The 23,592-nt window shown below is 57.3% G+C and carries 19 protein-coding genes; 10 read left to right on the forward strand and 9 right to left on the reverse strand.

Annotated features, from left to right (window positions below; genetic code table 11):
* The first annotated feature begins 270 nt into the window (after positions 1–270).
* The 4 genes from BMW84_RS16120 to BMW84_RS16135 are packed head-to-tail and all read left to right on the forward strand — an operon-like array spanning position 271 to position 4,663.
* Complete coding sequence (locus BMW84_RS16120; RefSeq protein WP_091070186.1) at positions 271–1,662, forward strand: NAD(P)-dependent oxidoreductase; 1,392 nt, start codon at positions 271–273, stop codon at positions 1,660–1,662.
* 33 nt (positions 1,663–1,695) lie between these two features.
* Complete coding sequence (gene preA, locus BMW84_RS16125; protein ID WP_091070187.1) at positions 1,696–2,985, forward strand: NAD-dependent dihydropyrimidine dehydrogenase subunit PreA; 1,290 nt, start codon at positions 1,696–1,698, stop codon at positions 2,983–2,985.
* Position 2,986: 1 nt separating this feature from the next.
* Positions 2,987–4,414, forward strand: coding sequence for a dihydropyrimidinase (gene hydA / locus BMW84_RS16130; RefSeq protein WP_091070189.1), 1,428 nt, complete (start codon positions 2,987–2,989; stop codon positions 4,412–4,414).
* The gene (locus tag BMW84_RS16135; RefSeq protein WP_091070191.1) at positions 4,415–4,663 is read left to right on the forward strand and encodes a hypothetical protein; all 249 of its coding nucleotides are present in this window, start codon (positions 4,415–4,417) and stop codon (positions 4,661–4,663) included.
* A gap of 39 nt (positions 4,664–4,702) precedes the next feature.
* Here BMW84_RS16135 and BMW84_RS16140 read toward each other — a convergent pair whose 3' ends face one another.
* The 4 genes from BMW84_RS16140 to BMW84_RS16155 all read right to left on the reverse strand — a co-directional run bounded on the left by BMW84_RS16140 (position 4,703) and on the right by BMW84_RS16155 (position 10,316).
* Positions 4,703–5,224, reverse strand: coding sequence for a GNAT family N-acetyltransferase (locus BMW84_RS16140; RefSeq protein WP_254773014.1), 522 nt, complete (start codon positions 5,222–5,224; stop codon positions 4,703–4,705).
* Positions 5,225–5,295: 71 nt separating this feature from the next.
* Positions 5,296–5,925, reverse strand: a complete 630-nt coding sequence (locus BMW84_RS16145; protein ID WP_091070195.1) for a hypothetical protein — start codon at positions 5,923–5,925, stop codon at positions 5,296–5,298.
* A gap of 165 nt (positions 5,926–6,090) precedes the next feature.
* A complete protein-coding gene (locus tag BMW84_RS16150) occupies positions 6,091–7,191 on the reverse strand; it encodes a response regulator (RefSeq protein ID WP_091070196.1) in 1,101 nt (366 codons plus the stop codon).
* Between the two features lie 11 nt (positions 7,192–7,202).
* Entirely contained in the window at positions 7,203–10,316 is a 3,114-nt protein-coding gene (locus tag BMW84_RS16155; protein WP_091070198.1) for an ATP-binding protein, read from the reverse strand.
* A gap of 192 nt (positions 10,317–10,508) precedes the next feature.
* Here BMW84_RS16155 and BMW84_RS16160 point away from each other — a divergent pair, with 192 nt between their 5' ends.
* Entirely contained in the window at positions 10,509–11,117 is a 609-nt protein-coding gene (locus tag BMW84_RS16160; protein ID WP_091070199.1) for a TVP38/TMEM64 family protein, read from the forward strand.
* An 11-nt stretch (positions 11,118–11,128) separates the two neighbouring features.
* Here the strand turns inward: BMW84_RS16160 and BMW84_RS16165 are convergent, their stop codons facing one another.
* The 5 genes from BMW84_RS16165 to BMW84_RS16185 all read right to left on the reverse strand — a co-directional run bounded on the left by BMW84_RS16165 (position 11,129) and on the right by BMW84_RS16185 (position 17,197).
* The gene (locus BMW84_RS16165) at positions 11,129–12,640 is read right to left on the reverse strand and encodes an aminotransferase class V-fold PLP-dependent enzyme (RefSeq protein ID WP_254773015.1); all 1,512 of its coding nucleotides are present in this window, start codon (positions 12,638–12,640) and stop codon (positions 11,129–11,131) included.
* An 82-nt stretch (positions 12,641–12,722) separates the two neighbouring features.
* The gene (locus BMW84_RS16170) at positions 12,723–13,199 is read right to left on the reverse strand and encodes a DsrE/DsrF/DrsH-like family protein (protein ID WP_091070200.1); all 477 of its coding nucleotides are present in this window, start codon (positions 13,197–13,199) and stop codon (positions 12,723–12,725) included.
* A 148-nt stretch (positions 13,200–13,347) separates the two neighbouring features.
* Positions 13,348–14,232 carry a helix-turn-helix transcriptional regulator gene (locus tag BMW84_RS16175; RefSeq protein ID WP_091070202.1) on the reverse strand — a complete coding sequence of 295 codons (885 nt, stop codon included), beginning with the start codon at positions 14,230–14,232 and terminating at the stop codon, positions 13,348–13,350.
* Positions 14,233–14,243: 11 nt separating this feature from the next.
* A complete protein-coding gene (locus tag BMW84_RS16180) occupies positions 14,244–16,385 on the reverse strand; it encodes a bifunctional diguanylate cyclase/phosphodiesterase (protein WP_091070204.1) in 2,142 nt (713 codons plus the stop codon).
* A gap of 188 nt (positions 16,386–16,573) precedes the next feature.
* Positions 16,574–17,197: an acetate uptake transporter gene (locus BMW84_RS16185; RefSeq protein ID WP_091070206.1), complete on the reverse strand. Its 624-nt coding sequence runs from the start codon at positions 17,195–17,197 to the stop codon at positions 16,574–16,576.
* Positions 17,198–17,382: 185 nt separating this feature from the next.
* Between BMW84_RS16185 and BMW84_RS16190 the strand changes: the two genes are divergently transcribed.
* From BMW84_RS16190 to BMW84_RS16210, 5 genes are all read left to right on the forward strand, one after another.
* A complete protein-coding gene (locus BMW84_RS16190) occupies positions 17,383–18,300 on the forward strand; it encodes a prenyltransferase (protein ID WP_091070207.1) in 918 nt (305 codons plus the stop codon).
* Between the two features lie 28 nt (positions 18,301–18,328).
* Positions 18,329–19,102 (forward strand): DUF6081 family protein, encoded by a 774-nt coding sequence (locus BMW84_RS16195; protein ID WP_254773016.1) that lies wholly within the window; start codon positions 18,329–18,331, stop codon positions 19,100–19,102.
* Between the two features lie 32 nt (positions 19,103–19,134).
* Positions 19,135–20,088, forward strand: coding sequence for a 1,4-dihydroxy-2-naphthoate polyprenyltransferase (locus tag BMW84_RS16200; RefSeq protein WP_091070209.1), 954 nt, complete (start codon positions 19,135–19,137; stop codon positions 20,086–20,088).
* 140 nt (positions 20,089–20,228) lie between these two features.
* Entirely contained in the window at positions 20,229–21,224 is a 996-nt protein-coding gene (locus BMW84_RS16205) for a Gfo/Idh/MocA family protein (protein ID WP_091070210.1), read from the forward strand.
* 282 nt (positions 21,225–21,506) lie between these two features.
* Positions 21,507–23,516: a putative bifunctional diguanylate cyclase/phosphodiesterase gene (locus BMW84_RS16210; RefSeq protein WP_091070212.1), complete on the forward strand. Its 2,010-nt coding sequence runs from the start codon at positions 21,507–21,509 to the stop codon at positions 23,514–23,516.
* Positions 23,517–23,592: the final 76 nt, after the last annotated feature.

The following is a 23,592-nucleotide window of genomic DNA, read 5'->3' on the forward strand; positions in this document are numbered from 1 at the left end:
GTATGGCGTACTTTTCCCAGCACTGAGGCCCGGGTAAAAAATCCGCATTTGAAATTAGACATATTGTCTAATGTAACGAAAAATTGAAATGACTATATTGAGAATATAATGTTAGATTATATAACCCAAATGGAGAGGAAATGCCGTGAAGTTCCTGCTCGATGTCCATTTTACTACATTTCTCAGCGGAAGTAAGCAAAAAATATAAGGCAAATATCGTAATTGTGTAATATTATATAACATACACTTGGAGTGAAGGAGGAGTTACCGATGGAACGCGTTTCTCCATTGACCGTGTACACGCCGGATATGTTTATGCGCAACTTCGCCGAATTCGAGCCCGGTCTTACCCGCAAAGGCGCAATCGAGGAATCTAACCGCTGCCTCTATTGCTATGACGCCCCCTGCATTAAAGCCTGTCCCACCGGCATCAACATTCCCTCCTTTATCAAGCGGATTGCGACCGACAACTTAAAAGGTGCGGCCATGGCCATTATGGATGCCAATCCCGTAGGCGCGAGCTGCTCGCGCGTCTGCCCGACCGAGGAGCTGTGCGAGGGCGCCTGCGTGCTGAACAGCGCCTCTGCGCCGATTGAAATCGGGCTGCTGCAGCGGTATGCCACCGATTGGGCCGCGGCGAGCGGACAGACCTTGTTTGAGGCCGGGCTTCCCAACGGAAAAAAAGTAGCGGTGATCGGCGGCGGCCCCGCCGGGCTCTCGGCGGCCCGCGAGCTGGCGCGCAAAGGGTTCGAGGTGACAGTCTATGAAGCCAAACCGCTGGCCGGCGGCTTGAACACCCACGGCATCGTATCGTTCCGGCTGCCGCAATCCATCTCCTTATGGGAAGTGGAGCAGGTGGAGAAGCTGGGGGTAGCGATTCATACCGGCGTCAAAGTCGGCGTGGATATTACGGTAGAGGAACTAAAAGCGGAATATGATGCAATCGTGCTTGCGGCAGGAATGGGCTATGTTCCGCCGCTGGGCATCGAAGGCGAGCGGCTGTCGGGCGTATATGATGCTATCGAGCTGGTGGAGACGACCAAAACCGGTATTCCAAACCTGGAGCTGATGGGACGGAATGTCGCCGTTATCGGGGCAGGAAATACTGCCATTGACGCAGCGACCTGCTCCATCCGGCTGGGGGCGGCAAACGTGAAGATGGTGTACCGCCGCACCCGCGGGGAGATGACGGCTTACGATTTTGAATATGAATTCGCCAAGCAGGAAGGCGTGGAGTTCTCCTGGCTCACGATGCCCAGACGCATCGTCGGCGACGCGGAGGGCCATGTAACCGCGCTGGAGTGCGTGCGGATGAAGCTGACCGGCGAGACCGGAAAGGACGGACGTCTCACCCCGATGCCGGTCGAAGGCTCGGAATTCCTGCTTCCGGTGGACGCCGTCGTGGTGGCTATCGGACAGAACCGGCGGACAGAGCTGATCGAGGCGCTGGGCATCGCGCATGACCGCGGCGTGGTAGCAATCGATGCGGCGACGGGGCGGACCTCGGATCCGCAAATTTTTGCCGCCGGCGATATTGTATTTGGTTCCGGCAGCGGCGAGGCCATGGTCGTATCGGCGGCCCAACAGGGCAAAAATGCGGCATATGCCATTGCGAAGCAGTTATTGGGCTGGCAGGACACGGTGGTCGGCTCCGCCGTCTGAAGACGGGGTTCATTATGAGGGGGAGGGAATCGCATGGCAGATTTAAACATCAATCTAGCAGGAATCAAGTCACCCAATCCGTTCTGGCTGGCCTCCGCGCCGCCGACCAATACCGGCTATCAAGTCCAGCGGGCCTTTGAAGCCGGCTGGGGCGGAGCAGTCTGGAAAACGCTCGGCGAACCCATTATCAATACGTCGTCGCGGTTTGCGGCGGTTCATTTTAACGGGCAGCGGGTGGCGGGCTTCAACAATATCGAGCTGATCACCGACCGGCCGCTGGAGGTCAACCTCAAGGAGATTTACGAGACGAAGAAAAGGTTCCCGAACCATGCGGTAGTCGCCTCGCTGATGGTGGAGCCGAAACGCGAGAAATGGCATGAAATCGTCAAGCGCGTCGAGGCAATCGGCGTGGACGGCCTGGAGCTGAACTTCGGCTGTCCGCACGGCATGGCGGAGCGCGGCATGGGCGCCGCCTCAGGGCAGCAGCCCGATCTGGTCGAGTCCCAGACCTATTGGGTCAAAGAGGTGGCAACGACGCCGGTTATCGTCAAGCTGACGCCCAACATCACCGACATTACGGTGGTGGCGCGCCACGCGGTCAAGGGCGGGGCCGACGCCATCAGCCTGATCAATACGATCAACAGCCTGGCGGGCGTGGACATCCACAGCTGGAATACGATCCCGAATGTCGGCGGCAAAGGTGCCCATGGCGGATACTGCGGCCCCGCAGTAAAGCCGATTGCGCTCAGCATGGTGGCGGAGTGCGCCCGCGATCTGGCGGTGAACGTGCCGATCTCCGGCATCGGCGGTATCTCCACCTGGCAGGACGTTGTCGAGTTCATGCTGATGGGCGCAACAGGCATCCAGGTCTGCACGGCGGTCATGCACCACGGCTTCCGTATCGTCGAGGAGATGATCGATGGGTTAAACCATTACCTGGATGAGAAAGGACTGGCTTCCGTCGCCGATCTGATCGGCAAGTCCGTCCCGCGCTATTCCAACTGGGGCGATTTGGACCTGAACTATAAAGTGGTGGCCCGGATCAACGAGGACAACTGCATCAACTGCAATAAATGCCACATCGCCTGCGAGGATGCCTCGCATCAATGCATCGATATGCTGACGGGCAAGGACGGCAAGGCGGTTCTAAAAGTGCGGGAGGAAGACTGCGTCGGCTGCAATCTTTGTTCGATCGTCTGCCCGGCGGAGGGCGCGATCGATATGGTCGCCCTGGATACGGGCGCTGTCCCGCTTACCTGGAATCAGCGGCAAAAGCTCGTGGGCGGTCTTAGCGGTACCTATTCCGAAGCGGAGGTGGTCTGAGATGAAGAAAATCATCAAAAACGGCATAATCGTGACAGCCGCGGATACGTATGCAGGGGATGTCCTGATCGAAAATGGAGTGATCACAGCGCTTGGCCTGGGGCTGGAGGCGGCGGATGCGGAGGTGATCGACGCGGCCGGTTGTTATGTGTTCCCGGGCGGGATCGATCCCCACACCCACCTCGATATGCCGTTTGGCGGCACGGTGACGGCCGATGATTTCGAGACCGGCACGAGGGCTGCCGCTTTCGGCGGCACGACGACAGTCATCGACTTTTGCCTGACGACCAAAGGCGAGCCGCTGCAGCGGGCCGTCGATACGTGGCACAACAAATCGAAGGACAAGGCGGTCATCGATTACAGCTTTCACCTGATGGTCTCGGAGCTGAACGACCGCGTGCTCGGCGAGCTGCCGCAGATTATCGAAGACGAGGGCATTACCTCTCTGAAGGTATTTATGGCCTATAAAAATACGTTCCAGGCCGACGACGGCACGCTGTACAAAACGCTGCAGACCGCCAAAAAGGAAGGCGCGCTCGTCATGGTGCATGCCGAAAACGGCGACGTGATCGAATTCCTCGTCGAGCAGGCGCTGGCTGCCGGCAATACGGATCCGATCTATCATGCCCTGACCCGCCCGCCGGAGCTGGAGGGCGAAGCGACGGCGCGGGCGGCCTATTTGACCGAGCTGACCGATTCGCAGCTGTATGTGGTGCATGTCACCTGCGCGGAAGCGGCCTGGAAGATTGCCGAGGCCCGAAAGAAGGGGCTGCGCGTCTACGGCGAAACCTGCCCGCAGTACCTGGTGCTGGATCAGTCCGCGCTGGAGAAGCCGGACTTCGAGGGCGCGAAATACGTCTGGTCGCCGCCGCTGCGCGAGGCATGGAATCAGGACGCGCTCTGGGATGCGCTCTGGAACGGCTCGCTCCAAACGATCGGCTCCGATCAGTGCTCTTTTAACTTCAAGGGTCAGAAGGAACTGGGCCGGGGCGATTTCTCGAAGATCCCGAACGGCGGGCCGACCATCGAAGACCGCTTCAGCCTGTTGTATTCCGAAGGCGTGACGAAAGGCCGCATTTCGCTGAATAAATTCGTCGATATTATCGCCACGTCCAGCGCCAAGCTGTTCGGCCTGTTCCCGCAGAAGGGCACGATCGCCGTCGGCAGTGACGCCGACATCGTAATCTTTGATCCGAACGTGAAGCGGACGCTGTCCGCAGCGACGCATCACATGAACGTTGACTACAATGCATTCGAGGGCTTTGAAGTGAACGGCGAGCCGGTATCGGTGCTCAGCCGGGGCGAGTTCGTCATCCGCGACAAAACGTTCGTCGGCCAGGCGGGCAGCGGCCAATATTTACGCCGCAAACGGTTTGAGGCGGAAGTGCCGCTCCCTGCCCGGAAGGAAATTGGCGGAGGAGTGGTGTAAATGACCGCGTTCGACGATTTCGCAAAGGAGCGGGCCGGCATCGACGCTTTGCTGGACCAAGGGTTTACCGTTGCCGGCATGGCCGAGGATTTGGACGGGGCTGCCGTGACCTTCACCGGAGGAACAGGCGTGACGGTGGAACTGCGGCTGTTAACCGCCGATGCCCGTAAATATGTGACGACCCGGATCCTTGCCGCATACCAGGAAGCGGCAAGGCCCCAGGCCAAAACAGCCGGATCAAGCGCTTAGCGCGGATCCGGCTGTTTTTTTCATATACATATGGGAAGGTTATCCCGCTCCAGCGATGGAGTTCTTTCTCCGCTCGTACTCCGGGCGCAAAATCGACATGACCTGCATGGACACGAACGTTTCTCCGAGCCGGATGCTGTCGCGCAAGGTGCCTTCCAGTATAAAGCCGGCCCCGGTGTAGACATGCTTGGCTCTGTCGTTGTTCTCCCGCACATCCAGCCACAGGCGATGCGTTTGCGTGTACGTGAAGATATAATCGGTCAGCAGGCCGAGCAGGAGGGTGCCGTACCCCCGTTCTTTGGCATGCACGACTATGCGCTTGAGGCAGACGCTTGAATTGGGGTCGCGCAAGCCGGTAACGATGACATAGCCTATGGAATGGCCGGCGGCATCCGTGAGCAGTAAGTGGAGGACATCCTCATCCGTGAGCGCGGCTGTATGCTCTTCCAGGCTCCATTGGCCGATGTAAGGCCGGTTTTCTTCATGCCGCTCGGCGGTGAGAACGAACTCCAGATCCTCCGGTGTGGTCCGTTGCAGCCGCAGCAGGTCGGTATGGATCATCAAAGCACCCTCCTCAGGATTTTTGTTCATTATACAGGAGGGCGCTGCTGTGCGTCAGTAGGAATTGGAGGTCATGTATAAGGAATGATGTCTACGGCTTTGGCGGGAACTTCGGTAATGTCGGGCGCATAGAGATACACGCTGCTTCCGGCTTCGCTGGTCCGGATTCGCGTAAACTCATTGGCGAGGCTGATCAGGGAGGAAGCGGCGGTGGCCTCTTTTTTGACCCGCAGCTTGAAGGCAACCAGTGTTTGGTCGACTGCGGGGATCGGCGCTTTTTTGCTGTTGGCTTCGACTTGAATGTCGATCCCGCGCATCCGGTTGTTCACGCCGAAGTGAACGCCGCCGTCGACGGGGCTTAGAAAGTTATATTGAAAAATGTTGCTGACCTGATGGCCGGCCGCATAAGCTTCTTCTTTGTACACGTATTGGCTGACAAATTCCGTATTCTCAAACACGTCGCTATCGTATTGCACCATCAGATTAATGTAGCTATATCCGCAGTCTTCCGGCATGAAATCACGCAAATGTACAGAAACGACGACGTCTTCGCCGGGGACGTAGATCTGTTTGTTGGTCGTGACATGCACCGACATGGCCGATTGGGTATTATCCACGGCAATCTCCCGAACCATGGAGAACATGAGGGTGAGGAAACGCGAAGTTTGAAAATATCTTTTAAAACCTGACCATTTCTGCATGCGGATTCTCCTGTCGTCGAAACTTTAACCAGCAGCGGAATACGGTGCATCCCGGAGAAGGACATCCTCTGCCTGTAAGACTATGGTAATCTTTGCCGCTGATAAATCGCTGATAAACTGCTGATAAACGTCGAAAACTGGCGAAAAAAAGCAGCCTTTGAGAAATCAAAGGTTGCCTGAGAGTCTTTGGTATTCTTCGAGAAACCACGCCGGCAGCTCCGCGCCCATTTCGTTCATATACGACTCGCGGAATGAGGCGAATCTGCGCTGGGCCCGCAGCGGCTTGCCGACCCGCCAATACAGCGAGATGAGCTGCAGCACGTAGCTTTCCTCCAGCGGCTCCAATTCAACAAGCCGTAGCGCATAATCCTCGGCCTCATCGTAACGTTCCTGCTGGAGAAGGCCATGCACCAGCTCCTCCAGCAGCTTCAGATAGAGGCGCCGGCTTTTGTCCCGCGCGGGATACACCCAGAGGCTGTCCAGCGGCTGAAGCAGCTCGCCGCCGTAGAGCGAGGCGGCGTTCTGCAGGCGCTCCGGGTCTTCGCTTTGCAGAGCGGCATTTGCCGCCTCCTGGAACCGGCTGATGTCGTCGGCGATGCCTGCGGATTCCAGCCGGTAGTTCTCCCGGTCGAAGGCCAACTCAATCTGCTCGCCCAGCTCGGCGCTTTTCAGCGTTTTCCGGATTTGGTAGACGGTCGTATGCAAGTATTGCTTGCCCTTTTCGTAATTCCACTGGGGGAACACATCGTTCAGGATGATGCTGACGCTGCCCTGGCGGTGAATCCACAGGTAGGCAAACAGCTCCTCGGCTTTGTGCGTGCTCCACTTCACAGGCCCGTGCGGCCCGGTCAGCTCGTATCCGCCAAGCACCCGAACGGCCGCGGACGTTCCCTGTCCTGCGCCCGCGACCGGCGGCACCTTGCGGGCGGTGATTTTGTTCCAGGTCTTCAGCAGCCGCATCGGCTCCACCGGCTTTAGCAAATAGTCGGCTGCCGACAGCTCGAAGGCCTCTACCGCGTAATTCCGGTAAGCTGTAACGAACACGATATCGGTCTCCGGCGAAAACGTGAGCAGCTCCTCGGCAAAGGTCAGTCCGGAGAGCTCGGGCATCTGGATGTCCAGGAACAGGATATCCGGCTTCTGCTCCGCCGCCGCTTGGAAGGCTTCGCGCGGATTGTCGTAGACCCGGATGTCTCCGACCCCTTTGCACTGCCGCAGCAGGCCCTGCATCTGCTCCAAAGCGGGCCATTCGTCATCCACTATCATCACAGAATAATTCAGGTTCCCTCACCCTTCCACGGGATCGTAATGTGCACTTCAATGCCGCCCCCCGGCCTGCGGCTGAGGACGAGCGGGCGGCCGAACTGGGTCAGCAGCCGGCGGTTGATGTTCTGCAGGCCGATGCCCGTCCGCTGCCCGGAACCGCCGCCTTCGTTCATCCAGGTGGCAAGCTGTTCGTCGCTCATCCCTTTGCCGTCGTCGGCGACCGTGATGCGGATGAGCTTCTCCTCCCGGCGGGTGGAGATCACGACGGTCCCGCCGCCGATCTTTTCCATCAGGCCGTGACGGACCGCGTTCTCGACGATCGGCTGGACGATCAGCGGCGGCAGCGCAAAGCCGGTGATCTCCAGATCATATCTGGCCTGCAGCCGTTTGCCGAACCGGGCTTGCTCCAGCGATAGATAGGCTTCGACCAGTTCCAGCTCCTTGTCGAACGGAATTGCGGTCTCCTGATTGCTGAAGTCGAAGCTTCCGCGCAGGAAATGGCTTAAATCGTACAGGAGCTGGCGGGTTTTCTCATTATCGCGCGAGCTCATCCAGATGATCGTATTGATCGCGTTGTACAGGAAATGCGGCTTGATCTGCGCGCGCAGCATGGCGATTTCCGAGCTGAGACGGTCGGACACCGAGCGGCGGAGCTGCACCAGCGTTTTGACGCGCCCTTTGAGATCGCTCCACGCGTAAGGCTTATGGATAAAGTCGTTTGCGCCGGCCCGGAATGCCGACTCGTTAAAATGCAGCAGTTGCCCGGATGTAGCCATCAGAACCGGCAGGTCCAAGGGCGAGAAGCTGGTGCGGATCTGTCTGCATAGCTCCAGTCCGGACATCTCCGGCATCATGACATCGATAATGCATAGATCGAAATTGCGGTCTTCTTCGAGCAGGGCGAGCGCTTCCCTGCCGCTGCGCAAGCTCGTAATTGCATAGTTCTCCAGGATGAGCAGGTTCGTCAGCGCCTTCAGGTTGGCATAATCGTCATCCACGACCAGAATGCGCGGGGCCTGTCCACGCTCCTGCTTGCCGTTTGCCGCCGGGAGTCTCGGATATTTCCAATTCTCGACGGCGGCTTCCGCCGGCGGGCGGACGGGCGACAGCAGCAGGCGGGCATCCTCCGGCTCCGCATCGGCGATCTCGTCTTTTACCAGAGGGATCGTAAAAGTGAAGCGGCTGCCCTGGCCCGGGGTGCTGTCGACGCGGATGCCGCCTTCGTGCAGCTCGACCAGCTTGCGGGTGATGGGAAGTCCCAGCCCAAGCCCGATCGGCTCCGGCGTATCGTCTTCCGTCATCAGCGGGCCGTCGCGGAACAGGGTCTCCAGCATCTCTTTCGGGATGCCCCGGCCGGTATCGGCCACGGCAATGGCTGCATCATCTCCCTGGCGTTTGGCCTCGAAGACGATGCTGCCGCGATCCGTGAATTTAAGCGCGTTGTCGAGCAGATTGTACATGATCTGCATCAGCCGGTGCTCGTCGCCATACACGAAATAGACGCCGGGCGGTATGCGGTTTTTAATGCGGACCGTCTCTTTCTTGTTGAGGAACTGGAAGACCTCGATGACGATAGCCGCGACGCTTTGGATGTCTACCGGCTTCCGGTTCAAGGTGATTCGCCGCTTGCGGATCTGCTCGTAGTCGAGGATATCGCGCACCATGAACGCCAGCCGTCTGCCGGTGCCGAGGATCAGCCGCATATCCTCCCGCTGCGAGGCGCTGAGCGGCCCGCCGGCCCCCTCATACAGCGAAAGCGAGAGATTGATCATGGCATCCAGGGGCGTCCGCAACTCGTTCGAGGTTTTGAGCAGGAACTCGTCTTTGTCCCGGTCGCGGCGCTCCAGCTGGCGCGAGAGCTGCCGGATGGTCTCATACGCATGGGCATGGCGGGCGGAGAGGAACAGCCCTTCGGCCAGTATAAAGATCGGGCCGGCGACCGGCGGTACGGCATAGAAGGTCTTGCCGAGAAAAAGATTGGCTGCAAGACACATCGTAAACATGATGGCGGCGATGACGCCGATCAGCAGATACAGCGAACCGGTCTCTTTGCGCCAGGCCGCTTTGGCCATAACGTAGAAGGTGTAGCAGACCGACAGGAAACTGAACACCAGCAGAAAGCTGGCTGCTCTGGCATAAAAGCTGACTGAGAATGCCAGGGCAATCAGGCACAGCCCGTAAGTATAGACCTGCGTGATCCGGCGGAAGACGCGGGAGTATAGCGCCGGGAACAGGGAATACGTATAACCGCTCACCGCGTTAAACGCGACGACGCCGGAGATCAGCTGCAGCTTGCAGAACCATTCATACGATATAGACGGCAGATAGGTGAACAGCAGCTTTTCGCTGTGCGTAAGCAAAAATGCAGCGAACATTAGGCAATAAACGGCAAGCTGAAGCGAGGAGAGGTCCTCTCTGCGCTGCAAGCCTTGGCCGATAAAATAAATTCCGATAAAAAGATATCCGGCGACGAGCAGGATGTCGTATGTGCTGTTGCGCAAATCGAGCGCGCCGATGGCTGGTTCAGAGCCGATCTGCACGGAATCGGCGATTCCCCCGCTCTCGTAGGTGTAATTGGCGGTGTGGATCACGATATCCGCCCGCCCTTCACGGGCGCTGAAGACGACCGTGTACGGGTTGTTGCGCGGAGCGGTATCCTGCCTGGACAGGCCGGGGATGCCGCTGCCTCCTAGCGGATCGCCGTTGATATAGACGCGGCTGGCGCTGCGGATATTATTGATTTTAAGCGCAAAAGAAGCAGGCTGGTCCGGCAGCAGCACCGTCAGGCGGTAGGTTGCGGCGCCATAACGGCTGTAGGATTCGGGCAGGCTGGAGGATGTCCAGATCCCGGGAACGGGCATATACTTGGGGGCGGATTGAAACGCAAATCCGCTCCCTTCGGGTTCGGGCAGCTCGTTCCAATAAAACGCCCATTGTCCATCCAGCTTGAAGGTGGCGGAATGGTCGAAGAGACATCCGGAGAGATCAAAGGTGCCCGGCTCCTGACGGATGCAAGAAGAGGTGGAGCTGCGAAGCAGCGGTACCAGCGCAGCTGCCGCCAGCAGGCAGAGACACAGCACAGCCAGCGCCCGCTTGGCCAGCAGCCGGTAGTCAAAGGGTATCATGAAGACCTCGCTTTACGAATCTGGATCAGGTTGGCAAATAGCCAATCTAATCATAGTCCCGTCGGCTTTGGCTTGTCCAGTCAAGAAGAAGCGGGCCAAGGGCCGGAAAAGGTGGATACGCGGCAAGGGGGAGTGTTGTATAATTAGGCACGGCTTCATTTATTTTGGAGGGAGAAGGAAAGGGGAAGGTTCGTGTTCACTCTTGATCTGGCGTCATGGTTAACCGAAGACCGGCTGCGCGATCTGATCGAGCAGTACCGTTCGCTCGGTCCGCTGCCCGGGGTCGGGCTGACGTTTATGAAATCTTTTGTTCCGCCGCTGCCGACGATCGCCATTGTAGGACTTAACGGCGCCGTGTACGGATTGTGGCTCGGATTTTTATATTCTTGGCTGGGACTGGTGTCCGGCTGTCTTGTGACGTTTCTGCTGATCCGCAAGCTGGCTTCGCACCGTTATTTCCGCAAATGGGCAGCCCGGCCGAAGGTGGCGCGCAGCATGAATTGGGTCCGCCGGAACGGCTTCAGCTACGTTTTCCTGCTCAGCCTGTTTCCGGTGGGGCCGTTTGTCGTCATTAACATGGCGGCCGGACTGGCGGCCATGCGGCTGCGCTCCTACCTGCTTGCGCTATGCGCCGGCAAAGCGATTATGGTGTTGGCCGTAACCTACATCGGCAATGATGTGGAGCGCTTTATCCGCCGCCCGGGAGAGCTGGTCTACGTGCTGCTGTTCATCGGCTTGTCGCTCTGGTGCGTGCGGGCCATCGAGGCCCGCTTTGCGCTCGCCGAACAGCAGCGGAAATAACGGCCCGGCTGTTACAGCTGAAACAGATCGGCAATCCGTTCATCCTCCGGTTGGCCTGAACGATGCACCCAGGCGTTGCGCTGCTTAGAGTAGCGGTAATCCTGCATCCACGCTTTCCCGTGCTCGGCAATGTCGGCGACGGCGGCAACGATCGCCCGGACATCATCGTCCTCCATGGTCGGATGCAGTGAGATCCGCACCCATCCCGGCTTAAGCGACTGGTCCCCGGCGTTCATCCCCGCAATGAACTGCTGGGACCAGACAGAGCCGATGCCCAGCAGATGGTAGCCGTACGGCCCGGCGCAGGAGCATCCGCCCCGGGCCTGAATGCCGAAGCGGTCGCTGAGCAGCTGTACGGCCAGATTGTAGTGAATCTGGTCGAGCGTGAAGGAGACGATGCCCAGACGGTCGCGGCGGTTGCCGGCGAGAATCGTGCAACCGGCAATGCCGGAAAGTCCGTCCAGCAGCATCCCGCACAGCTCGCGTTCCCTGGCGATCATCCGCTGGCCGTCATCGTTCATCTGCTCCTTCAGCCGGATGCAGAGGGCGGTGCGGATGGCCTGCAGGAAACCCGGGGTTCCGCTGTCTTCACGCACCTCCACGTCGTCGATATAGCGGCGTTTGCCTCCGGGATGGACCCACATCACGGTGCCGCCGCCGGGCTCATCGGGCCGGAGGCCGCCGCATAAGCTCTTATCGAAGACGAGAACCCCGCCGGTGCCGGGGCCCCCCAGAAATTTATGCGGCGAGAAGAACACCGCGTCAAGCTTCTCCAGCGGCGATGCGGGATGCATGTGGATATCCGCATAAGGGGCGCTGGCTGCGAAATCGACGAAGCATAATCCGCCGTGGCGGTGCATGGCGGCGGCAAGTGCGGGATAAGGCGTTTCGATGCCGGTCACGTTGGAGCAGGCCGTGAAGGAGCCTAGCTTGTAGCGGCGGCTGCGGTATCGGTACAACAGCGCCTCCAGTGTCTGCGGGTCCACTCCGCCGTCCGCGGCGGGCGGGACGGTGACGACGTCGCACACGGATTCCTGCCATGGCAGCAGGTTGGAATGATGCTCCATGTGGCTGACAAAGACGACCGGGCGTTCCTCCGGCGGGCAGGTTAACCGGCCCTCCAGCCAATCCGGCAGCCGCAAGCCCATCAGCCGGATCAGCTTGTTGACGGCGCTTGTCGTGCCGTTGCCGCAGAAGAGCAGCGCATCCTCCGGACCGGCGTGCACATGGCGGCGGATGATGGACCTTGCTTCGTCGTACGCGCGGGTCATCAGCCGCCCCGTCATGCTCGATTCCGTATGCGGGTTGGCGATCAGCGGGCCGAAGTCTTCCAGCATACGCTGTTCGATGGGCCCGTAAAGCCGTCCGCTGGCGGTCCAGTCGGCATAGAGCAGCGGCTTGCGCCCGTAAGGAGTATCAATCAGGTGCCGACTGCCGACGGTATTTTCGCGGAACGCTGCGAAGCGGTCTTCCTGCAAGGCGGGTTCCGTATTGGCGGCGGAGCTCATGAGAAGTTGCGACAAGGGACATTCCTCCTGCCCGTTGGGGATTTACCCGCTCAGTATATGCTTGCGGGGCGAAATGGGTTAATGCCCGGCTGGCTGCTCAAATAAACAGCTGCATATCGCTTTCCAGCGCATCCTTCAGGTAGGCGGCCGCATCGATGATCTCCACCTCGGGCAGAAATTCTTCCGGCTTAAAACCCATAATCTCTACGGAGAGCTTGCAGGCGTAGAATTTGATGTTTTTCTTACGGGCACCCTTCAGAAAATGCACCAGCTTGGGCGCGCCCTGATCCTCCATCATCTCCTCCAGCATCATCCGTCCGAGTCCGCCGAAGTTCATCCGCGAGAGCGGAAGCTGATGCGGTCCCTTAGGGGTAATGACATCCATCAGTTTTTCATAAATCGTTTTGTCCTCCAGCGTCATTTTCTCCGGATCACGGACGAGAAATAATCCCCAGAATGCAAAAAACATCGTAACCTCAACGTCGATCTCCCGGGCGGTATTAGCCAAGATTAACCCGGCCATAGCTTTGTCGTACTCGCCGCTAAACATCAGTAGATTCATTTTTTTGCCCATGCCATATCCTCCTTCAGAAAAATACAGATTGCTCTTAGTATGGATGGATGCTGGAAAAGTATGCCGCGTCTTCCGGGCATGCCAAATAACGCCGGTTGCGCTCCAGAGTCGGAGGCAACCGGCGTATCGTGTCCGTGTGCGCTTGGCTTCAGTTGAAAAATAAACGGTTGTACAGCAGGCTGCCGTTCCCCGAGCGGAATTCGCCCGGCGTCTGGCCGGTCAGCTTGCGGAACACTTTGATGAAATAGCTGCCGGTGGAGTAGCCCACGCGGGCGGCAATGGCTTCGATCCCGTCGTCGGTGGACCGCAGCAGCAGGGCGGCATGCTCGATGCGCACGCGGTTCAAATAATCGTTCGGCGTCACCCCGGCATATTTGCGGAAGGTCCGCAAAAAATGGTATTTGGAGAGGCCGACCGTTTCGGCCAATTGCTCCTGTCCGAGCATGGACGCGTAATGCGAATCGATGTAGGCGGCCGCGGCTTGAATCGCCGCCGGCCAGCTCTCCCGCTGCCGCGGCCCGCTGGTCGCCAGCCTGCCTAGCTCCATCAGGAACTGGTACAGCAGGGAAGAGGCGATGTACGGGTCGGTAATCCGCCCGGCCTGCGCTTCCAGCGTAATGTCGCGGAGCCGCCGGACCGGCAGGCTGGAGGGGTCCAGCGCGGGCGTCACGCCGAGGCGCTCCTTTACGCTCTCCCAGAGGGGCAGCATGGGCTGCGGCCGGAAAAGCACGAAATAAAATTCCCAGGGCTCGGGACCTCCCGGATAATAATAACGGTGGTTGCCGGGGATTTCGGCCATGAATGCCCGCCCGGGGCCGACCCGGTAGCTGTGTCCGTTCAGCTCGAAGATGCCGGTCCCGGACGTGGTGTACTGAAACAGCAGAAGGGGGCCATCGGTCCGCTCGAGGCCGTTCCAATGATACGCGGGGCTTGTCTCTGCGGCATGGCCTGCGGCAAATAAGTTCAGAAGCGGGAGCTGCTCCGGCTCGGTGAAGCGGAAGCCGTAGATTCCATAGCTGCTTTGGTTTTTCACAGCATATCCTCCTAAGAAGCCAGCTTGAAGATTTCCTCTGCCGGAAGCGGCGGGAAAAACAGATAACCCTGAATATGCGGGCAGTTATGCTCGATCAGGAACCGGGCCTGCTCTTCGGTCTCCACGCCTTCGGCAATGAGGTCATAACCGAGCTGCGAGGCAACATAAACAATCGATTTGATGATCGTCTCGTCGATGGAACTGACCCCGATGCCGGTGATGAAGGTCCGGTCGATCTTGATCTTGTTGACCGGGAAGTGCTTCAAATAGTTCAGCGATGAATATTTGGTGCCGAAGTCGTCGATGGACACGACGAAGCCGTGATCACGCATCTGCTGCAGCAAGGGATAATGTTCCTCGAGGAGCGCGGTGCTCTCCGTAATTTCGAATTCCAGCACGTTCGTCTCCAGCCCGTATTGATTCAGTACATCCAGCAGGCTTTCGATCAGATTGCGGTTGTAGAACCAGCTGTTCGAAATGTTGATGGAGGTGCGGATAAGCGGCATTCCCCGCTCTCTCCAATCGCAGAGCTGGCGGCAGACTTCCCGGATCACCCAGTCGGTGAGCTGGATCATCAGTCCGGCTTCCTCTACCGCGGCGATAAAGGCGCCCGGGCCGAGCAGTCCCCGTTCCGGATGGTTCCAGCGGATCAGCGCCTCCATGCCGATCATTTCCCCGGTGGCGGCGTTCATTTGCGGCTGATAAAACATAACGAATTCCCGGTTCTCCAGGGCGGATTGCAAATATTTGGCGATCTTCGTCTTCTGTTCCAGCTTCTCGCGCAGATCCCAGTCAAATACGAAGTAGTTGCCGGCCTCCTGCGATTTGGCCTGATACATGGACATGTCGGCAAATTTGAGCAGGTCCTCCTTGTCCAGCGAATGCTCGGGATAGAGGGAGATGCCAATGCTTGTCGACAGATTCAGATGTGCGCCGGCAATATAAAGCGTCTCGGAGATCACAGTGCTGATCCGGGTGGAGATCGTCGATATTTCTTTGCGCGGCAGGTCGGCGAAGATCATGACAAACTCGTCGCCGCCGATGCGCGCGAACAGCTTGTACGGCAAATCGACGGACTTCAGCCGGTCGGCCAGCGTCTTGATGACCTGATCCCCGGTCGAATGCCCGAGCGTATCGTTGATTTCCTTGAACCGGTTCAGATCAAAGAAAAACAGGCTGTACGTTTGCAGCGGTTCGGCCATTTGCAGCAGGCGTTCAAACTCGTCCATGAAAAACCGGCGGTTGGGAATCTCGGTTAAGCTGTCGTAATGCGCCATTTTTTCATAGAGGCGTTTGGACACCCGCAGGTCGCGGGTGCGGATGCTGACCACGCGTTCCAGCTCGCGGTGAAAGCGGCTTTGGTGCCAAGAAGTGTACAGGATGAACGCAAGCAGCAGCAGGAAGGCGATATCGATCCATAAAATGCTGCGGAGAATTTCCCCCTTCTTCTCGGAATGCAGCGGGATGCCGATCAGCCAATGCTGGTTGTAGATCTCGACCGGAACCGTGATCTGGGGGCCTTTGTTCCAATCCGGGTTGCCGAACAGAAAGCGGTTGTTATCATCCATCACATAAACCTGCGAATCCTCCGGCAGCAATGAGTCGCTTCTGACATTAATCTTTAGCGTAACCGAAACGATGCCTTTAAAGGTGTTGCCGTCGTATAAGGCTTGGCGGATGACCATGCCATAATCGCCTTGGGCCAGCGTCCGCGGCCCGTCGATGGTAATGGTGCGGGAAGCGATCGTCTCCTGAATGATTCCGGGCGCTGCCAGCGCTGGATCGGTCAGCAGGTTTTTGCCTTCCACCACCGCGTTGCCATTCTGCGGGTATAAGTAACGGATGATGCCATCCGGTGCGATCACGATATTTTTCACGTCGGGAAAGTTGTGGAATTGGGCGCGCAAATAGTTTTGCACAAGGGTAGGATCGGCCTTCAGGCCGGCAGCGTCCACAAACGCGCAAACGCCTTTAATAATCGATACTTTCTGCTCGATGTTGGAGGTAAGCATTACGGCTTGCGAGGATAGGTTGGCTTTTTCGGCGCGGTATTCGCGGTCCACCGACAGAGAATAATAGTAGAATAATGAGAATTGAAGAACCAATATGAACACGAGGATGATCGTTAAAGGCTTTTTGCGGATGAAAGCCATGAGGTGCCTCCGTTACGGAAAAATTCATGCATGAAATGTCGGTTTATGTCGTATATGTTTCTCTAGCATGTCACGATTATAAGCGGAGCGCAAGGATAAACGTAATAGATTTGCAAAAAAAAAACAACGGTTAAAGCCCCGCTGAAAACAGCGAAACGGGCTTAACCGTTGTACTTTGCCGGATCATGCTATTTTTTGAAGATGCGCAATGGAGCGCCGATCGGCAGGAAGGTACGTCCGAAATGGGCGTTCAGCACGGAAGCGCCGCAGCCGTACAGGGATACGATCCCGATGGCCATTTCCGAGTAAGCCGCCAGCTTGTGGAAGGCTTCCGCAGCAACATCGAAGGAATCAAAGGTGAGGCCCAGGAACAGGAAGTCGATCAGAATGAAGATGACCAGCAGCACCCTATTCGCTTCAACGGCTCCGATGGTCATAAAGAGCGTGAATACGAGATAGCCGAGGAACACGAAACCGAGCTGCTTCGGATCTATGCCTCCTGCAAGGACGGTGCCGAATACGCCAAGCTTGATCAGCCAGCTGGTCCCCATACCGAACCAGAAGAACGCATAGGCGGCAAAGGCGGTCATGCCGAAGGTGTTGTTGTGCTTGGCATCCTGAATGGAGGCGAACAACTGGGCAAAAGCGCCGAGGAAAATCGCCCAAGGAATGCAGTAGCTGAGCCCGGTTGTGATCTCCAGCTTTTGCGACGAAGCGATCAAGGTGACGATGGCCAATCCGAAAAGGCCGATGGCGCTAGGGTCGGCAGTAACGATTTTGACGGATTGCGGGGATTGCGGTTGTGCAGACATAACGATAGAAGCCTCCATTTTTTTCGATAATTCGCTAATAAGCGTGCCTATCATACCATATGAGCGGTAACTTGCCTATAAAATAACAGTCATTTTTCGCGCCGATGTTCTCCCGGTAACTTAAATTTGATGTATAATTGTTAAGAATCATTATCAAATAATAATACGAGGAGACACGATGCCGAATGGATCGATGGATACAATTCAAAAAAGCGTCGCGGTTTCGAGTGATCCCCGTTATGCTGATCCCGGTGGTGCTGGGGGCCGCCGGAGCCTATGTCTGGACGGGGCAATTCCATCCGCTGCTGTTTATACTTACCGTGATCGGGGCCGCGGCCGCCCATTTGTTCTCCAATATGGTGAACGATCTGTGGGACTTCCGCAACGGCACGGATTCGCAGGCTAAAGAGACGCCCGGGGCGATTTCCACCAACTCGGGTTTTTTGTCGGGAGGCATGATGTCCGAGCGGGCATTTGCCCGCCTGACCTGGGGGCTGCTGGCGGTCGCCGTTATTTGCGGCGTGGCGCTGAGCATAGCCAGCGGGCCGGAGGTGCTGTGGTTCGTGGCCGGCGGGGCACTCATTGCCTACTTCTATGTTGCGCCGCCGCTGCGTTTCGGATACAGGGGCAAAGGCTACAGTGAGCTGGCGATCTTCGTCGCCTTCGGGCTGATGCCCGTGCTGGGCACCTATTTCGTGCAGACCGGCGAGTTCAGTCTAAAGCCGGTGCTGCTGTCATTGCCGGTCGGACTCCTGACCACGCTGCTCCTGTTCAACCATCACTTCCTGCACTGGCAGGCCGATAAGCAGGCGGGCAAACGGACGCTGGTCGTCGTCTGGGGCGAACGCCGGGCGCTGGTCTTCTCCCGCGTGCTGCTCTACATCTCTTACGCTTCACTGATTGTTTGCGTAGCGTTCGGCGTGCTGCCGTTCTATGCGCTCCTTGGGCTTGTTACGATTGCCGCGCCGGTGCATGTCTACCGCGGCCTCAGCGCCCATAACGCCTCCGCGGCGTATCTGCCGCTGATGGGCGCTTCGCAGCAGGCATCGGTGCGCTGCGGTCTGATTATGGCCGCCGCGCTGGTTATTCAGGGCCTCATTTAAACTCAAAACACAGAAAGAAGGGACCGTTTTGGAACATAAAGAAACTGCTATTGCCGAAACAACAGCCGCCGCCCGCCGGACCTTTGAACTCGGTGATTTTCATACCATCCTGTCGGAAGGAAAGGTCTGGAAGACCGGCGGTTTTACGCTGCCGGACGGCTCGTTCTGGGCCTACCGCGAGCCGGAAGCGGTCGTTATCGTTCGCAACGGATACTTGTACGTCCGGGCGCAGCTCAGCCGCGGCCATAACCAGGTGCAGATTCTGGACAACGCCAAGCATATGTACTACTCCGCCGAGCCGGTGGCGGTTCCCGAGAAGGGCGAGATCAGCTTCGAGCTGCAAATCCGCGCCCGCACGCAGGGGACGGCGCCGGGCGACCTCTACGACGGCTACGTTTCGCTGAACCTGCTGGACTTTACGACGGGCGCCGCCCTGGACTTTTTTGCCGGGAACGACAAATACGCCAGCGTGTATGGCATTTTGCCGTTTCCGGGCGTGAAGGTGCCGGACCGGGACGGTACGAAATATTTCTGTATTTTTACCGAGGACACCGGCTTTAAGGCGCGGGAGTTCAATACGTACAAAATTACGTACCACCGCGGCAACGACGAGGCGGTATTCTACGTTAACGGCAAGGAAGTGCGGCGCGAGCAGGGGATCCCCGTCAAGCTGAACGAGTTCACGGTAGCGCTCGGCATCATGACCGAAAAAGACCTTTCGCCGGAAGGCAGCGTCTCCGTGCACGGACAGACCGTCATCGCCGACTGGTCCCCGGTCACCGTTACGGTCTCCGAAGCTTAGGTGGGCATTTTTGACAGACAGGGGATAATGCGGTGAACGTAAAAAGCTTCCTGAAGCTCGTGGAGCTGCCGACCAAGGTAGCCAGTATGATTCCTTTTACCTTAGGTACGCTTTATGCTTTATACCGGTTCGACCATTTCGAGGTGCTGAATTTTGCGCTGATGCTGATCTCTTTGCTCAGCTTCGATATGGCGACGACGGCCATCAACAACTATTACGATTTTAAAAAGGCTTCCAAAACCTCGGGATACGGGTATGAGACGCATAATCCGATCGTACATTTCAAGCTGAAGGAGTTCACGGTCGTAGCAACGATCTTCACCTTGCTGCTGCTGGCCGTGGGCGGGGGCATCGCGCTGGTGTCGCAAACGGGCATACTGGTGTTCCTGCTCGGCGGCCTTTCCTTCCTGATCGGGATTCTGTATTCCTTCGGACCGATACCGATATCGCGGATGCCGCTGGGCGAGCTGTTCTCGGGACTGTTTATGGGTTTTGTCATTATTTTCATCTCGGCTTATATCCATTCCGGCGACAGCGTCATCTACCTGCAGTTCCAGGGAGGCTGGGCTACGCTGGGCATCCATTGGCCTGAATTGCTGTATATGTTCTGGTTCTCCGTGCCTGCCATCCTCGGCATCGCCGGGATCATGCTGGCCAACAACATCTGCGACATCGATGATGATCTGGAGAACCGCCGGTATACGCTTCCGGTCTATATCGGACGGCAAAACGCGCTGCTGCTGTTCAGCCTGCTGTATTATTGCTCCTATGCCGATTTGATCGTGCTGCTGATTCTGGGCATTCATCCGCTGCTTGTACTGGCGCTGCTGCTGACGCTGATTCCGCTGCGCCGCAATATCGCTGCCTTTCGGATCAAGCAGGAAAAAGCAAGCACGTTCATTCTTTCGGTCAAAAATTTCGTGCTCCTGAGCACGGCGCGAATTGCCGTGCTAGCGTTGGCCATTGTGCTGGACGCGCTGCTGTAACACAGGCTGAAGCTGCTCCGCGCGCGCAATCCGGCGCTGCGGGCGGCTTTTTTCTTCAATATTAGTTTCAATATTGGTTCGATAGAGGTTATATGATATGTTGGTTGATAAATACAGCATTTGGAAAGGCGGAGAGTGAAATGGCGGACAAACTGCGCTGGGGCATCATGGGCTGCGCGCAAATTGCGATTCATACCGTGCTGCCGGCCATCCAGGAATCCACTACGGGCGAGATACTCGCCATGGCCAGCCGCAGCCTGGAGAAAAGCCGGGCCATTGCCGAAACGTTTGGCATACCGCGGGCTTACGGCAGCTATGATGAACTGCTAGCCGATCCTGATATCGACGCGGTATATATTCCGCTGCCGAATCATCTGCACCGGGAATGGGTCATCCGCGCGGCGGAAGCGGGCAAGCATGTGCTCTGCGAGAAGCCGATCGCACTTACGAGCGCCGAAGCGGAGGAGATGCTTGCGGCCTGCCGGAAGGCCGGCGTCCATCTGGCCGAAGCCTTCATGTACCGGCATCACCCGCAAATGGCCGGGCTGCGCGAAGTGATCCGGCGCGGGGAGATCGGCGAGCTGCGGCTGATCCGCGGCGCATTTACATATAACGACGCGGCAGATGCGGGCAATATCCGCTTCAAATCGGCCTGGGGCGGCGGTTCCTTATACGACGTCGGCTGCTATCCGCTGAGCGCGGCGCGTTTTCTGTACGAAGCCGAGCCGGAGGCGGTGACAGTACACGCGCTGTTCTCGCCGGAGCATGACGGCGTCGACATGATGGCCTCCGGCCTGGCGGAATTCGCCGGCGGCCGCAGCCTGATCTTCGACTGCGGGATGTGGGCACACAACCGCCAGCTGCTAGAGGTGCTTGGCACGGAGGGGCGCATCGAGGTTCCGGTGCCTTTTAACGCCCGCTACGAGGATGCAGGCTTCACCGTTTTCGTCGGAAATGAAGTCCGGACCTACGGCACCGAAGGAGCCAATCCGTACGTGCGGCAGGCCGATCATTTCGCAGCAGCCGTATTGGGGGCCGAGCCTGTCGTTGCGGCGGATGACCCTGTATCCAATATGAAAGTGCTGGAAGGCTGCCTCGGTTCGGCACGCCGGAGGGAACGCGTAGATTTAGCTTAAATTTATTACACTAATGTGTTAAAATTAGATAGAATAGGAATGGAATAGATTGGCTTTCAAGCAAATATGGACATTTTTTGCCGGCCGCCTAAATCGCATTCCAAGTTCCAGTATTTACTTAGACAGTACGCCGAATACACGTTAGAATACACCTAAAGTTACTTCTCAGGAATGGTCTATACTTTTTACAAACTCTTCCTTTTATCTACTATTCGTAAATTGTTTTTACTTGAGAATGCACTGCAGCGAAAATGATAATTAAACGGGTGAAGAGGTCAAACTATGGATCAAACGGGAATCCACTATAACATCTGGGTTGTTTTGCTATCCTTTGCGCTGGCGGCCATCGCGTCCTATTCGGCGCTGAACCTGACCGCTCAGGTTTCGCATTCCGTCGGCAGGATCCGGCGTTTATGGCTGTTTTCCGGCGCAAGCGTGCTGGGGACGGGGATTTGGGCCATGCATTTTATCGGGATTATGGCCGGCCAATATCCGCTGAATGTCAGCTACGATCCAGGCGGCGCCGTGCTTTCTCTGGCCGTGAGCATGCTTTTCTCGCTGCTGGCGTTATTCCAGGTCACTTCCAAACGCAATTCCTTCAGACGTCTCTTCCTTGGCGGACTGATCCTCGGTGCAGGCATTTCACTGACGCATTACGCTGCGATGGATGCCATGAAGACAAGCGGACACCTTCACCACAATACACTGGCTCAAATTCTATCCGTAGCGGTATCGCTGCTGGGCTCATGCTTCGGGTTTATGTTTCTCCGCCGTTTCAGGGAGAAACGCGGGCTCGGGCGCTGGAAACTTTACTCGTCACTGTGCATCGCGATTGCCGTAACCGGCATGCATTATACCAATTTACGTTCAAGCTATATGGAGACAGACGTTGCAAATAGTCTGGGCCCGCTTCTTATGGATACGGATGTCGTGCTGCTGACCGGGGTTACCCTGGTCACCCTGCTGATGTTGCTTATCTCCGGCGGCGCCGTGTTCCTCGACCGCCATGTGCTGGAACGGATGGCTTATAACGATCCGCTGACAGAGCTGCCGAACCGGCATGGCCTGGAGCGGTATTTCTCGGAGGAATTTTTCGGCAAGCCTTCCGGAGCGGTCTTCTTTGTCGATCTCGACCGGTTCAAATCGATTAACGACACCCTGGGCCATGATATCGGCGATCTGCTGCTGCGGGAAGTGGCTGAACGGCTTAAGGCCTGCATCGGCCACCGGGGAAAGGTATTCCGGCTTGGCGGTGACGAATTTCTGATTGCCTTACCGGATTGTTCCGCGAAAGAGGCGCAGGACACCGCCCATCATATGCTGAGCGAAGTCAAAAAGTATTACAGCATTCAGGGAAATGAACTTTATATTACGGCAAGCGTGGGCATCAGCATGGCCCCGGTGCACGGAATCGACCGCTCGGCTTTGATGAAAGCCGCAGATACGGCATTGTATTCTTCCAAGGATTCCGGCAAAAACAAATTCAGCATGTTCGATCAGGAGATGAACCGCCATCAGCTGCGGCGAATGCTGTTGGAGAAGGATTTGCGCAAGGCGCTGGCCCGTTCCGAATTCGTGGTCGTCTATCAGCCGAAATGGGACTCGCTGATGAATGTGACCGTCGGTCTGGAAGCGCTGCTGCGCTGGAGACATCCGGAGCATGGGATGATCTCCCCGGGGGAGTTCATCCCGATTGCCGAAGAGACGGGGCTGATCGTGCCGATTACGTACTGGATGCTGCACGATGTCTGCATGCAGAATGTGCTCTGGCATAATGCCAAGGTGGCCAATGTACCGGTCTCCATCAATATGTCGGCCCGCATGTTTGAGGGCGAGAACTTATATGATGCGGTGGCGGAAGCGCTGGATTTTTCGGGACTTGAACCGCATTTCCTGGAGCTGGAGATTACCGAATCGATCGCGATGAATAATATGGAAGAGACGGTCGCCCAGCTGTCCAAGCTGCGAAACCTTGGCGTGCGGGTATCGCTGGATGATTTTGGAACAGGGTTTTCCTCGCTCGGCAATCTGGACGAGATTCCGGTCAACACGCTCAAGATCGATCAGGTATTTATCCGCAAGAGCAAGATGCATTCCAAAAAAGCAATCATCAGCAATATCATTGCCATTGCCACCAATCTCAACATGGAGGTTGTGGCCGAAGGCGTAGAGACGCCGGAGCAGATCGAGCTGCTGCAATCGCTCGGCTGCCGGGTGATGCAGGGATTCTACTATGGACGCCCCATGCCGGTGGGTGAGCTGGATCAATGGTTTGTACAGAATACGGCCTGAAATAGCGGCTGGCGTACGAATAAAGAGGATGTCCTTTCGCAGATTTCGCGAAGGGACATCCTCTTTATTGTTGATG

It is taken from the genome of Paenibacillus sp. NFR01 (assembly GCF_900111565.1).
In the GTDB taxonomy this organism is placed as follows: Bacteria; Bacillota; Bacilli; order Paenibacillales; family Paenibacillaceae; genus Paenibacillus_AQ.

Coding starts and splice junctions, on each gene's coding strand:
- BMW84_RS16140 (WP_254773014.1), bottom strand. CDS start 5,224: ATGATCCATACCGACCTGCTGCGGCTGCAACGGACCACACCGGAGGAT.
- BMW84_RS16205 (WP_091070210.1), top strand. CDS start 20,229: ATGGCGGACAAACTGCGCTGGGGCATCATGGGCTGCGCGCAAATTGCG.
- BMW84_RS16170 (WP_091070200.1), bottom strand. CDS start 13,199: ATGGGCAAAAAAATGAATCTACTGATGTTTAGCGGCGAGTACGACAAA.
- BMW84_RS16180 (WP_091070204.1), bottom strand. CDS start 16,385: ATGGCTTTCATCCGCAAAAAGCCTTTAACGATCATCCTCGTGTTCATA.
- BMW84_RS16145 (WP_091070195.1), bottom strand. CDS start 5,925: ATGCAGAAATGGTCAGGTTTTAAAAGATATTTTCAAACTTCGCGTTTC.
- BMW84_RS16185 (WP_091070206.1), bottom strand. CDS start 17,197: ATGTCTGCACAACCGCAATCCCCGCAATCCGTCAAAATCGTTACTGCC.
- preA (WP_091070187.1), top strand. CDS start 1,696: ATGGCAGATTTAAACATCAATCTAGCAGGAATCAAGTCACCCAATCCG.
- BMW84_RS16120 (WP_091070186.1), top strand. CDS start 271: ATGGAACGCGTTTCTCCATTGACCGTGTACACGCCGGATATGTTTATG.
- BMW84_RS16190 (WP_091070207.1), top strand. CDS start 17,383: ATGGATCGATGGATACAATTCAAAAAAGCGTCGCGGTTTCGAGTGATC.
- hydA (WP_091070189.1), top strand. CDS start 2,987: ATGAAGAAAATCATCAAAAACGGCATAATCGTGACAGCCGCGGATACG.
- BMW84_RS16135 (WP_091070191.1), top strand. CDS start 4,415: ATGACCGCGTTCGACGATTTCGCAAAGGAGCGGGCCGGCATCGACGCT.
- BMW84_RS16210 (WP_091070212.1), top strand. CDS start 21,507: ATGGATCAAACGGGAATCCACTATAACATCTGGGTTGTTTTGCTATCC.
- BMW84_RS16150 (WP_091070196.1), bottom strand. CDS start 7,191: ATGATAGTGGATGACGAATGGCCCGCTTTGGAGCAGATGCAGGGCCTG.
- BMW84_RS16155 (WP_091070198.1), bottom strand. CDS start 10,316: ATGATACCCTTTGACTACCGGCTGCTGGCCAAGCGGGCGCTGGCTGTG.